At 65.5% G+C, this 11,999-nt stretch carries 14 protein-coding genes; 9 read left to right on the top strand and 5 right to left on the bottom strand.

Annotation, left to right across the window (positions count from 1 at the left end; all coding sequences use genetic code 11):
* Nucleotides 1-6 precede the first annotated feature (6 nt).
* Complete coding sequence (locus M3P36_RS00415; protein ID WP_249698044.1) at nt 7-1,443, top strand: aldehyde dehydrogenase family protein; 1,437 nt, start codon at nt 7-9, stop codon at nt 1,441-1,443.
* 120 nt (nt 1,444-1,563) lie between these two features.
* On the opposite strand, the gene M3P36_RS00410 is transcribed toward M3P36_RS00415, so the two are convergent.
* On the bottom strand, nt 1,564-1,932 hold the full coding sequence (locus M3P36_RS00410; RefSeq protein ID WP_249698042.1) for a hypothetical protein: 369 nt from the start codon (nt 1,930-1,932) through the stop codon (nt 1,564-1,566).
* Complete coding sequence (locus M3P36_RS00405; RefSeq protein ID WP_249698040.1) at nt 1,922-2,110, bottom strand: hypothetical protein; 189 nt, start codon at nt 2,108-2,110, stop codon at nt 1,922-1,924. Before M3P36_RS00405 ends, M3P36_RS00410 begins: the two co-directional genes overlap by 11 nt.
* A gap of 148 nt (nt 2,111-2,258) precedes the next feature.
* Between M3P36_RS00405 and M3P36_RS00400 the strand changes: the two genes are divergently transcribed.
* Together M3P36_RS00400 and M3P36_RS00395 are read left to right on the top strand one after the other, a co-directional pair.
* Complete coding sequence (locus tag M3P36_RS00400) at nt 2,259-2,885, top strand: S24 family peptidase (protein ID WP_249698038.1); 627 nt, start codon at nt 2,259-2,261, stop codon at nt 2,883-2,885.
* 30 nt (nt 2,886-2,915) lie between these two features.
* Entirely contained in the window at nt 2,916-3,581 is a 666-nt protein-coding gene (locus M3P36_RS00395; RefSeq protein ID WP_283773263.1) for an MBL fold metallo-hydrolase, read from the top strand.
* Here the strand turns inward: M3P36_RS00395 and M3P36_RS00390 are convergent.
* Nucleotides 3,578-3,973, bottom strand: a complete 396-nt coding sequence (locus tag M3P36_RS00390) for an MAPEG family protein (RefSeq protein WP_249698035.1) — start codon at nt 3,971-3,973, stop codon at nt 3,578-3,580. The two genes, M3P36_RS00395 and M3P36_RS00390, sit on opposite strands and share 4 nt — an antisense overlap.
* Nucleotides 3,974-4,158: 185 nt before the next feature.
* On the opposite strand from M3P36_RS00390, the gene rpmF reads away from it, so the two are divergent.
* The 5 genes from rpmF to M3P36_RS00365 all read left to right on the top strand — a co-directional run bounded on the left by rpmF (nt 4,159) and on the right by M3P36_RS00365 (nt 7,218).
* Nucleotides 4,159-4,341, top strand: coding sequence for a 50S ribosomal protein L32 (rpmF, locus tag M3P36_RS00385; protein ID WP_249698033.1), 183 nt, complete (start codon nt 4,159-4,161; stop codon nt 4,339-4,341).
* Nucleotides 4,342-4,369: 28 nt separating this feature from the next.
* Nucleotides 4,370-5,458, top strand: coding sequence for a phosphate acyltransferase PlsX (gene plsX / locus M3P36_RS00380; RefSeq protein WP_249698031.1), 1,089 nt, complete (start codon nt 4,370-4,372; stop codon nt 5,456-5,458).
* Nucleotides 5,455-6,426, top strand: coding sequence for a beta-ketoacyl-ACP synthase III (locus M3P36_RS00375; RefSeq protein WP_349630529.1), 972 nt, complete (start codon nt 5,455-5,457; stop codon nt 6,424-6,426). The genes plsX and M3P36_RS00375 overlap by 4 nt, the downstream gene beginning before the upstream one ends.
* A 119-nt stretch (nt 6,427-6,545) precedes the next feature.
* Nucleotides 6,546-6,845, top strand: a complete 300-nt coding sequence (locus tag M3P36_RS00370; RefSeq protein ID WP_249699011.1) for an integration host factor subunit alpha — start codon at nt 6,546-6,548, stop codon at nt 6,843-6,845.
* Nucleotide 6,846: 1 nt separating this feature from the next.
* Nucleotides 6,847-7,218, top strand: coding sequence for a MerR family transcriptional regulator (locus M3P36_RS00365; RefSeq protein ID WP_249698028.1), 372 nt, complete (start codon nt 6,847-6,849; stop codon nt 7,216-7,218).
* A gap of 15 nt (nt 7,219-7,233) precedes the next feature.
* Here the strand turns inward: M3P36_RS00365 and M3P36_RS00360 are convergent, their stop codons facing one another.
* Nucleotides 7,234-7,767, bottom strand: coding sequence for a SixA phosphatase family protein (locus tag M3P36_RS00360; RefSeq protein WP_249698026.1), 534 nt, complete (start codon nt 7,765-7,767; stop codon nt 7,234-7,236).
* The gene (locus M3P36_RS00355; protein WP_249698024.1) at nt 7,764-10,523 is read right to left on the bottom strand and encodes an ATP-dependent DNA helicase; all 2,760 of its coding nucleotides are present in this window, start codon (nt 10,521-10,523) and stop codon (nt 7,764-7,766) included. Before M3P36_RS00355 ends, M3P36_RS00360 begins: the two co-directional genes overlap by 4 nt.
* A 500-nt stretch (nt 10,524-11,023) precedes the next feature.
* Here M3P36_RS00355 and M3P36_RS00350 point away from each other — a divergent pair, with 500 nt between their 5' ends.
* On the top strand, nt 11,024-11,965 hold the full coding sequence (locus M3P36_RS00350) for a hypothetical protein (RefSeq protein WP_249698021.1): 942 nt from the start codon (nt 11,024-11,026) through the stop codon (nt 11,963-11,965).
* Nucleotides 11,966-11,999: the final 34 nt, after the last annotated feature.

The following is an 11,999-nucleotide window of genomic DNA, read 5'->3' as shown; positions in this document are numbered from 1 at the left end:
GTTTATGTGACCCAACTTAAAAGCACCTACCCGCTCTACCTCAACAACAAGGCCGCGCAGCCGAACACCGACCTTGCGGTGACCGACAAGTTCACCGGCGAAGTCGCCTTCCGCACGGCGCTGGCCACGCCGGACGTGATCGAAGAAGCCATCGCCGGGGCCGTTCGCGCGGCGGAGCCGATGGCGCGGCTGGCAAGTTACGAGAAGCAGGACGTGCTGATGCACTGCGTCGCCCGTTTCAAGGAACGGTTTGACGAACTGGCCTATGCCCTGTGCATCGAGGCGGGCAAGCCGATCAAGGATGCCGAGGGGGAGGTGGGCCGCCTGATCGACACCTTCCGCATCGCTGCCGAAGAAGCCGTCCGCAACTACGGCGAGGTCCAGCCGCTCGATATTTCGCCGCGCGCCAAGGGATACATGGGAATGTGGAAGCGCGTGCCGATCGGGCCGTGCAGCTTCATCTCGCCGTTCAATTTCCCGCTCAACCTCGCCGCCCACAAGATCGCGCCCGCCATCGCCATGGGCTGCCCCTTCGTGATGAAGCCCGCAAGCATGACGCCGCTGGGCGCGATCATCATGGGCGAGGTGCTGGCCGAATGCGACGTGCTGCCCGAAGGCGCATTCTCGATCCTGCCCGCCAGCCGTGCGGGTGCGGACCTGTTTACCACCGACGAGCGCCTCAAGCTGCTGTCCTTCACCGGCTCGCCCGGCGTGGGCTGGGAGCTGAAGGCCAAGGCGGGCAAGAAGAAGGTCGTGCTGGAGCTGGGCGGCAACGCCGCGGTGATCGTCGATCACGATGCCGACCTCGACCACGCGCTGGAGCGGATCATTTTCGGCGCGTTCTACCAGAGCGGCCAGTCGTGCATCGGGGTGCAGCGGATCATCATCCACGACAGCGTCTACGATGAGTTCAAGGCCATGCTGGTGGCCAAGACCGCCACGCTGGTGTCAGGTGATCCCAAGGAGCGCGACACCTTCATCGGCCCGATGATTTCCGAGAAGGAAGCAAAGCGTCTGAAGGGCTGGATCGATGCGGCGGTGGAGGCAGGCGCAACCCTGCTGTGCGGAGGCAAGCTGGATGGCGCGATGCTGGAGGCGACCCTGCTGGAAGGCGTGCCCGAGAACTGCGATGCCAACCGCGAGGAAGCCTTCGGCCCGCTCGCCAACCTGTCGCGCTTTACCGACTGGAGCGAGGCGCTGGAACAGGTCAACGATTCGAAGTTCGGCCTCCAGGCGGGCATTTTCACCCGCGACATCCACAAGGTGTTGGAAGCCTGGGACAGCCTCGACGTGGGCGGCGTGGTGGTGAACGATGTGTCGAGCTACCGGGTGGACAACATGCCCTATGGTGGGGTGAAGGATTCGGGTCTTGGCCGTGAAGGCATTCGGTTCGCCATGGAAGACATGAGCGAAATCCGGAACCTGGTGATCCGGCGTCAATGAGTTTCGCAGGCCCATCCGGGCCTGCGTCCTCGGTGCCGTTCCCTCCGCTACGCTACGGGCACCTGCGGGCGGGCGGTCGCCCTTGCGGGCCGCCTGAGGCGGCCCGGGGTGGGCGTGACTTTAACCATCCTCCAGCAACAGCAGTTCGCATACCACGGTCATGCGGGGCGGGTGGGCCACGTGATCCACTTCGACCACGGCGGCATCGGCCACCAGATGGCCGGGCAGGGCGAATTCGTGTTCCGGCAGGAAGGCGATGAAGCATTCGCCCGCTTCCACCGCCTCTGCCCCTTCGAACAGCAGCGTGACCCGGTGGCGGGTGCCGGCAAAGGTGATGCTGGCCCAGCTCGATTCGCTGTGGCGCAGCAGGGTGGCCTGGCCTTGCCCCAGGGCAACCAGCGCTTCGACCAGCCGTTCGCCGATGGAGCGACGGCGCTTTTTCACCGGGGCCGGAACAGGCGCAGGACGGCTCTTCAATTCAATATGCATGGGGCTTCTCCCAGTATTCGTTCATGAAATGTTCCACCCGTGACGCTGTGTTTTCCCGGGGCGAGCGGCCGTTGCGCAGGTCGAGCACGAAGCGCGGATCCTGCGTGGCGAGGCGGCCGAATTTTGTGGCGGGCATCCCCGTGCGGCGGAGGAAGACTTCGATTTTGCGGATCAGCATCGCGGTTCCCTTATCCTGTTCTTGCGCGTGGCCTTGTGGCGACCGGGTAACGAATCACCCTGTCATCTAGCTGTCCTGCGAAATCCTACTTGTCTAGGAAAAATCCTTCATGTAGGAAGCAATCAAGGTCACACAGGGATTATGAGCCATGCGATCGCGCGAGAGACTGGCAGTACTGGCGAGGGAGAAGGGCAGCAGCCTGGCTTCGCTGTCCCGCATGCTGGGCCGTAATACTACTTACTTACAGCAGTATATTTCTAAGGGCAGCCCGCGGAAGCTGGAGGAGGGCGATCGTCGCAAGCTGGCGCGGTTCTTCGGAGTGCCGGAAACCGAGCTTGGTGCATTGAAGGAAAAATCCTACGATGCCCAAAGTGAGTGGATCGAGGTGCCGCGCCTGTCTGTCGAGGCGTCCGCCGGGCCGGGGGCAGCTGCCACCACGGAAGGGGCGTTCGATTCGTTCCGCTTCAGCCGGAAATGGTTGCGCGAACATGCGCTGGAGGCGGGCAAGCTGTCGGCCGTGCGGGTGGTGGGCGATTCGATGGAACCGCTGCTGCGCGAAGGCGATGACCTGCTGGTAGACATGGTCAGCCGCCCTTTCCGCGATGGCATCTATGTCCTGCGGCTGGATGGCAACCTGCTGGTCAAGCGGGTGACGTCGCAAGGATCGGGCCGCTTCTCGATCCTCAGCCAGAACCTCAGCTATCCGCCGATCTCGGTCATGGCGGACGACCTCGACCTGGTGGGCCGGGTGGTGTGGAAGAGCGGGCGGTTGTAAAACCGCCGCGCGCTCGCCACTAATCCCTCCATGGCCAATGAATCCCCCCTGCGCGCCGCGATCCTGCCGGTGACGGCGTTCGAGCAGAACTGCAGCCTCGTCTGGTGTACTAAGACCATGCGCGGGGCGCTGGTCGATCCTGGCGGCGATCTTGCCAAGCTGAAGGATGCGATAGCGCGTTCTGGCGTGACGGTGGAGAAGATCCTTCTCACCCACGGCCACGCCGATCATTGCGGCCAGTCGGGCATCCTGGCCAAGGAACTGGGTGTACCCATCGAAGGCCCCCACGAAGCCGACCGCTTCTGGATTGCCCGGCTGGAGGACGATGGTCCGCGCTTCGGCATGGAATGCAAGGTGTTCGAGCCCGACCGCTGGCTGGAGGATGGTGATACGGTCAGCTTTGGCGAGGTGACGCTGGAAGTGATCCATTGCCCTGGCCACACGCCCGGCCACGTGGTGTTCTTCCACCGGCCGACCAACTTTGCTTTTGTCGGCGATGTGCTGTTTGCCGGGTCAATCGGACGCACGGACTTTCCGATGGGCAACCACCAGGACTTGCTGGATGCGATCACTCAGAAGTTGTGGCCGCTGGGCGACGGGGTGACTTTCGTGCCCGGCCACGGCCCCACAAGCACTTTCGGGCAGGAGCGGCGGACCAACCAGTTCGTCAGCGATGCGGCAATGGCGCGCGGCTAGACCAGCCTGAACGCCACGGCGATCGCCCAGCCGGCCCACAGCACCAGCAGGGGCAGGGTCAGCATCATGCCGATCATGCGCGGGCGGGCGGCGGTGTCCGCATCCATGCCGATGGCGTGGAGCACGCGGCCCACCATAAAGGCCAGCGCTGTCAGACCGAGCAGCCAGCCGTCCTGGTCCGCCAAGTCGAGCACCAGGATCAGCACCAGCGCAATCGGAGTATATTCGGTGAAATTGCTTTGCGCCCGCATCCGCCGGTGCAACAGGGCATTGCCGCCATCGCCGTGGAGGATCTTCTCCTTCAGGCGGATATTGCCGCAGCGCCAGCCCAGCCAGCCGGTAACAAGCGCGGCCAGCGCTGCACTCAGCAATGAAATATGCAGGTCACCCATGATTTTCCCTCTCCACCGATTTCCCTGACTAGGGCCGGGCAATGTGGCTTGCAACACAGGACAAATGGTCTATAGGCCGCGCCTTCGCCGCATCCCTGGGGCACTTTCCGGCGCGCTTGCGCAGGCAGGTTGCTTGCCCTAGGGCGGCCCCAACAGTTTATAGTATTCAAGGAACAGGTGCCGCCATGGCTGTCCCTAAAAGAAAAACATCGCCGCATCGTCGTGGCAACCGCCGTTCGCACGATGCGCTCCCGGTCGAAGCATTCCATGAATGCTCGAACTGTGGCGAGCTGAAGCGCCCGCACATGCTGTGTGGCGCCTGCGGTCACTATAACGGCCGCCAGATCCTCGAGCCCAAAGGGCTCTGAGCCCTAGCGACAGAGAGGTATCGTTCGCATGAGCCTTCCGCGTATCGCGATTGATGCGATGGGCGGGGATGAAGGCGTGCGCGTGATGATCTCCGGCGCGGCGCTTGCCCGCCGCCGTCACGACCGGTTCCAGTTCCTGCTGGTCGGCGACGAGACGCGCATCAAGGCCGCACTCGACAGTCATCCCAACATGCGGGGCGCGTCCGAAATCCTCCATTGCGAGGATGTGGTGGCTGGCGACGAAAAACCCACCCAGGCGCTGCGCCGTGCCAAGACCACAAGCATGGGTCTGGCCATAAACGCGGTGAAGAGCGGCGATTGCGGGGCTGCGGTCAGCGCCGGCAACACCGGCGCGCTGATGGCGATGAGCAAGCTGGCCCTGCGCACCATGCCGGGGATCGACCGGCCCGCGCTGGCCGCCCTGCTGCCCACCCTCAGCGACGACGACGTGGTCATGCTGGACCTTGGCGCCAATACCGAATGTGATGCCCGCAATCTGGTGCAGTTCGCCATCATGGGTGCGGCCTATTCGCGCATTGTCACCGGCAAGGAAGCTCCGCGCGTGCGGCTCCTTAACATCGGCACCGAAGATACCAAGGGCACCGATAAATTGCAGGAAGCCGCCAGCCGCCTGCGCGCCGCGACCGGCCTTGCGCTCAGTTTCGAAGGCTATGTCGAGGCCGACAAGATCAACCGCGGCGATGTGGACGTGGTGGTTACCGACGGCTTTTCGGGCAATATCGCGCTGAAGGCGATTGAAGGGTCCGCCCGCTTCGTGACCGACCTGCTGAAAACCGCTTTCCGTTCGTCCTTACGCTCCAAGATCGGCTTCTTGATCTCGCGCCCGGCAACCGAGCTGCTGCGCCATCATCTCGATCCCAACAACCATAACGGGGGGGTCTTCCTGGGATTGAACGGCGTGGTGGTGAAGAGCCACGGCAGCGCCAATACCCAGGGCGTGGCCCATGCAGTGGCAGTGGCCGCGCGGCTGCTGGAGGAAAACCTGACCGAGCGTATCTGCGCCGACCTTGCCGAATTGGGCGAGATGCGTCTGCGCGAGAACGGCGACAAGACCAATGGCGACACCAATGGCGACAAGGGAACACCTGCCAAGTGATCCGTTCGATCTTCCTCGGCTCCGGCTCTGCCTTGCCAGCCCGTGCTGTCAGCAATGAAGAGCTGGCGAAAACCGTCGATACCAGTGACGAGTGGATTCGCGAGCGGACGGGCATAACCCAGCGCTACCTGGCGGGCGAAGGCGAAACCACCGCCACGCTGGCGACCGAAGCTGCCCGCCGTGCGCTGGACGATGCGAGCCTGACAATCGCCGATATCGACCTGATCGTGCTGGCCACGGCCACGCCCGACTGCACTTTCCCCGCCACCGCCACCCTGGTGCAAAAAGCACTGGGCGGTGCCGGTTTCCCGGCGTTCGACGTGGCGGCGGTCTGTTCCGGATTTCTCTATGCGCTGGGCACGGCGGACGCGATGATCCGCGGCGGCATGGCGTCAAAGGCCCTGGTTATCGGCGCCGAAACCATGAGTCGCCTGCTTGACTGGGAAGACCGCGCCACCTGCGTTCTGTTCGGCGACGGGGCAGGGGCCTTCGTGATCGGGGCGGCAGAGGTTGCGGGCGACAAGGCGGACCAGGGCATCCTCGCCACCCAGCTCCACGCCGATGGCGCGCATGGCGATCTGCTTTATGTCGATGGCGGTGTGTCGACCACCGGCACTGTCGGCCACCTTCGGATGAAGGGACGCGAGGTCTTCCGCCATGCCGTGACCAACCTGGCGCAGGTACTGGCCGACGTGCTCGCCAAGTCGGGCCATGTGGCGGCGGATATCGACTGGGTCGTGCCACACCAGGCCAACTTGCGCATCCTCGATGCCACGGCGCGCAAGCTGGGCCTGTCGATGGACAAGGTGGTCGTAACCGTTGATACCCAGGCCAATACCTCGGCTGCATCGGTGCCGCTGGCGTTCGACACGGCCCGGCGCGACGGGCGCATCCAGCGCGGGCAGCTGGTCATGCTGGAAGCCATGGGCGGCGGATTTACCTGGGGCGCCAGCCTGATCCGGATCTGACCATCGGTCGATCAAAATCGATGTGGGATATATCCTGCGGTTCGCTTGCCAAGTTGCGGTGATTATAGCATTAACCGCTTTCGGGTCGTGGTGATGAGGAGAATTTTCGCATGGATTCGATGCGTTCCGTCGGCACGCTGACCCGTGCCGACCTTGCCGAGACGATCAACCGCAAGATGGGTTTTTCCCGTTCGGAATCGCTCGACCTGGTGGAAGCCGTGCTCGCCCGCATGTGCGAAGCCATGGGCAATGGCGAAAATGTGAAGATTTCCGGTTTCGGCAGCTTCGTGCTGCGCGACAAGAAGGAACGCGTCGGGCGTAATCCCAAGACGGGGGTCGAAGTGCCGATCACCCCGCGCCGCGTGATGACTTTCCGCGCCAGCCAGAAGCTGAAGGAACGGGTTGCCAAGGGCTCCTGATATGTCGGCCAGCACTTCGCCTTTCGATGACGGCAAGGCACCCGATGCCATGCGCACGATCGGCGAAGTGGCGGCGGCACTTGGTATCAAACAGCACATCCTGCGCTATTGGGAACAGCAGTTCCCGATGCTCAAGCCGCTGAAGCGCAGCGGCGGCCGCCGCCTCTACCGTCCGCACGATGTCGCGCTGGTCAGCAAGATTGACCGGCTGGTCAATCACGAAGGCTATACCCTGAAAGGCGCGCGCGCCCTGCTGGAAGCGGCGGAAACGCCCGCTGCCCGCGCCTTGTCTGCGGATGAGGCAATCGTCGACATGAAGGCCCGCCTGCTGTCGATCCGCAACCGCCTGTCGGGCGCGCTAAAGGCGGCCTGACCGCCAATCCATTGCCTAGCCCCGCCGGTCCGGTCCAAGTTCGGGATCAAGATCGCGCGGGCGCACGAAATGGGTGAGACGGCCGCAGCCCGGCGTGCAATGCGCCCAGTCATCGATATCCAGCGCGAATACGGCGAAGGCGGCGGTGGGGAATTTCACCATCACTTCCTCGAACAGGTCGTCCTCCGCTTCGGGTGGAACGAGGTCTAGCGCCAGTTCCTGCAGGCCCGGATTGTGCGCCGCCAACAGCAGCGCCTCGGCCTCGCCGCCGTGGTCGCGCAGCAGGGACAGCAGCGTGGTGCTGTCGGCCATATAGGCATCATCAAGGAAGGTCACCGGCAGGGCGAGACCCGACGCATCGAGCGTGGCGCGCACCCGCGCGGCGGGGCTGGCAAGCACGTGGTCCCACGCAGCCGGATGGGCGGCGATGTGCGCCCCCATCAGGGCTGCGCCGCGCCGTCCGCGATCGTTAAGCCCACGGTCGAAATCGCGCAGGGACAGGTCATCCCAGTCGGACTTGGCGTGGCGCATCAGGCCCAATATCTTCACCGAATCTCGTCCTCCGGCGCACGGACCGCGCTTTTCGTCCCTATCAGATTGGCCGCGCCGACGCGATGCAAAGCCTCGTCCAGCGTTACCCGATGAACCGGCGTTCCCGGCGGGAAGGCGCCCAGCAGGCGGCTGGGGAAAGCGGGCGACAGGACGATGAAATGGCCGCGATCATCCTTGCTGCGGATCAGCCGTCCGAAGGCCTGGGCCAGCCGGGCGCGGATGATCCGGTCATCATGCACGCCGCCGCCATTGGCTGCCCGTCGTGCGCGGTGGAGGATCGATGGTTTGGGCCAGGGCACCTGCTCCATCACCACGCAGCGCAGGGAATTGCCGGGCACGTCCACCCCGTCCCTCAGGGCATCGGTGCCGAGCAGGCTGGCGGCGGGATCGTCGCGGAAGATATCGACCAGCGTGCCGGTGTCGATCGGATCGACATGCTGGGCATAGAGCGGCAGTCCTGCCCGCGCGAGCCTGTCGGCGATGCGGCCATGAACCGCGCGTAGCCGGCGGATCGCGGTAAACAGGCCCAGCACACCGCCGCCGCAGGCATCGATGATGCGGGCATAGGCTCCCGCCAGTGCCGCAAGGTCGCCCTTGGGCACGTCGGTCACGATCAGCACTTCGGCCCGGGCGGCATAATCGAACGGGCTGGCGGCTTCGACGAGGTGCGGGGCAACATCAAGGTGGGATGCGCCTGATCGTTCCACCGCGCTGGCCCATTGCGGCCCGTCCGCGCCGCGATCACACAGCGTGGCGCTGGTCAGCATCACGCCGTGGGTGCCTGCCAGCACGGTCTGGGCAAAGGGCTTCATCGGATCGAGATAGCGGCGATGGAGACCGACATCGTAATCGCGCGCGTCTGATCGGTCGACCGCCAGCCAGTCAACGAAATCGGGGTCTGCCGGGCCACCCATGCGTTGGAGCAGCGATTCCCAGGCGGAGAGCATGTCGATCCGCCAGGTGAGCGAGTGGCGCGCGCCTTCGATCCGTGCGCGGCCCTGGCCATCCAGCCAGTCGGGCCCGTCGGTGAGCAGGGCCTCCAGCCGCACGCCCAGGCGGATCAGCGGGGTACGGATCTCGGACAGGGCAATGCCTGCCTGCTGCGCCAGTTCGACGAAGGCACCATCGAGCTGCGCGGCCTCTGTCTCGATGGCATAGCCTGCATCCTGCCCGCTTTCGTCACGCGCATAGGTTGTGGCGCGGACCGCCGTGAACAGTTCCTCCAGCGGGCCTGACGGCTGGCCTTCGGCGAGGCGCTGCAGCCAGCCTTGCGTGGGCAGGGCCTCTGCCGCGTGGCAGGCGGCAGCGACGGCCTTGCCGCCCACTTCGTCATAGCTCGCCACATCGGCCAGACGTGCAGCCAGGCCCCGGCGGCGGCCTTTCGACCCGCGCTCCGGCCCGAGGATCCAGCGCTTCAGTTCCACCGTCTCGGCCCCGGTCAGGGCGGCGGCAAAGGTGCTGTCGGCAGCCTCGAACACGTGGTGGCCTTCGTCGAACACGATGCGGGTGGGGCGCTGGGCGTGATCCCTCCCGCGCGCGGCATTGACCATCACCAGCGCATGGTTGGCGATCACCAGGTCGGCCTGGGCACTGGCCCTGGCGGCGCGTTCGATGAAGCATTTGCGGTAGTGCGGGCACCCGGCATAGATGCATTCGCCGCGCTGGTCGGTCAGGCTGCGGATCGCGCGGGCGCGGAACAGCGTGCCGAGCCAGCCGGGCAGGTCGCCGCCGATCATGTCGCCATCCTGGCTGTAGGCCGCCCAGCGCGCCACCAGTTGCGCCATGATCGCCGCCCGCCCGCCGAACCCGCCTTGCAGCGCGTCTTCCAGATTGAGCAGGCAGAGGTAGTTCTCCCGCCCCTTGCGGATCACCACCGGGCGGCTGCCATCGGGCCGCGCTTCAGGCCAGGCGCGGCGGCTTTCGCTGCGCAGCTGGCGTTGCAGGTTCTTGGTAAAGGTGGAGACCCAGACCGTGCCCTTCGACTGCTCGGCCCACAGCGAGGCGGGGGCAAGGTAGCCCAGCGTCTTGCCGATGCCGGTGCCTGCCTGGGCCAGCAGCATGTGCGGCGTATCACGCCGGGCGCGGGGGGCGAAAATGCGCAGCGCGGACCGGGCGAAGTGCTGCTGCCCGTCGCGCCGTTCGGCCTCCAGTCCGGTCAGTTCGACCAGCCGGGTATCGACCTGTGCCTCATCAAGCTGGACCTGCGCGGGCTGGGGGCGCTCGCCCGCTTCCTCCCATTCGGGCAGGCGGGCGAACAGCCACTTTTCGGCCTGCTGGGGGCGCGCGACATGCGGCGTCAGAACGCCTGCCCAGGCCCATCGCAACCGCGCCAGCGATTGCAGGACAGACCATGCACCGTCACGCTCCGGCCAGTCGGGAGCGTTGCAGCGGGCCAGCAATGCACCGGCGGCAAGTTGCAGGAAGCGGGGTACATCGTCGTCACCCGCAGGTTCGGGCAGGTCCAGCGCATGGGCCAGGCCGCGCGGGGTGGGTACGCAGAACCGCGCCGGATGGATGAAGGCGAACAGTTCAAGGAGGTCGAGCCCGGAAAGGTCGGGATACCCCAGCCGGGTGGACACCAGCGGGGCATTGATCATCAGCAGCGGGCTGTCCGCCGCCGCCATCACCGCCTCGCCCTTGCCCACGCCGCCAGTGCTGCCGCCATCGCCCCGGCGCAACCAGCACCCGGCATGACTGGCGTGGAGTGCAGGCAGAGCAAGCGGGGAGGGTAGAGGAGCAGTGTCGGGCGGCATCGGTGCCCACTATCGCAAGCCGGAACGAAAAGTAAACGAAGGGTGGCTGACCGGTTCGAAAATTCTCGCGCCAGCCGATATGGCCGGGGTCACCTCACCGCAGTGAACAATCCGTTTGCCGCAAGAAGAAAAATTGGAAGCACGCAAAATCAATACTTTAACGCAAGGATGAACAGCGGTTCACGGAACTGCCAGGTTGAGCGGCTGGTTTAATGCCCATTATGATCACACGCTCACATCTTGCTCGCAGTACCGTCCCCGCGATTGCCGCGGTCCTGGTGCTTGGTTCAACCCCGCTGCTTGCCCAGGACCCGGCAGCACAGCCGATGGGGTCGCCAAGTGCCGCTCCCGCTCCGGCTCCGCAGCCTACCCCACGCCTGCAAATGCCTGTTGCGCCTGCGACAGCTCCGGCTCCGACACCACAAACGACCGCGCCGACAACGTCTTCTGCCGCACCGGCCTCCCCCGGCGCGACCCCAGGCAATCAGGCCCCCACCCGCGTGTTCAACGCGCAGGCAGTGGTCCAGGATGTTCCGGCGGGTTCTGAGGCTGACGCTGCGACTCCGCCAGCAGGTGCCAACAGTGCCCAATCCACGCAGGGCGGTGCAGCGAATGTTGCTCCGGCTCCGCGTGCCGAGGCAGCTTCACCTGCTGCGCGAACCACCGCAGCGACCCCGCCGCCGGCTGAACCTACGATCCCGGAACAGGTGCCGGAGCAGGCACCGCCCGGCGATATCCCGCCGCCGCTCCCGCCCGTACCCCCTGTCATCGACGGCAGCGTTGACCTTGTCCCCGCCGCCGACCCTGTAAGCCAGAGCAGCGGTGCTGAAACGGCCGTGTGGCTTGGCCTGCTGGCCTCGGCACTTGGCGTGCTTGGCCTCGGCTTCCTGGGCGCACTCGCCTTGCGCCGCCGCCAGGTTCGCCGGGTGGACCAGGTTCCGCTGATTGATCGGCCCAAGGTCGACACAGGCAAAACGTCGCCCGCTACGGTATCGCCGGTCGTCACGCACGATCTGGGTTCCAAGCCTGCCACAAGCGTTCCGGCGGGTACGGTTCCGGCAGGTGTGGTGACCACGGCAAGCCTTGCCGCCAAGCCGCAAACGGCAACACCGGAGGCAACGGCGCCGCGCAGCCAGCAGCCGGTATTGCCGATCCGCGAACGCTCGCGCGAAGCCAGCCTTGCCCCGGCCGGTGCCTCGGTGGCGTTGCCCCGCAAGGTTCCGGAGAATGACGCGGAGCGCGAGGCGTTGATCGACCGGATGGTGGCGGCCAAGCCCGACCGGGCCAATCCGTTTAACACCCTGCGTGCCCGTCGCCGCCGCGCCCGGCTTATCCTCCAGTCGCTCGGCCGCAAGTTCGAGAACGGGAAATCGCGCATCGACCTTAGCCAGTATCCGCAGAACTGGCCGGAATTGCAGGGCAACAGTTCCGCCGCGGCCTGATGGTTATCCCCAGGCAGGCCCATTAGGCGGAAGA

Source organism: Altererythrobacter sp. KTW20L, from assembly GCF_023501975.1.
Taxonomy (GTDB): domain Bacteria; phylum Pseudomonadota; class Alphaproteobacteria; order Sphingomonadales; family Sphingomonadaceae; genus Alteraurantiacibacter.
Note: the sequence above shows the minus strand (reverse complement) of the source record. Positions and strands in the feature narration are given on the sequence as shown.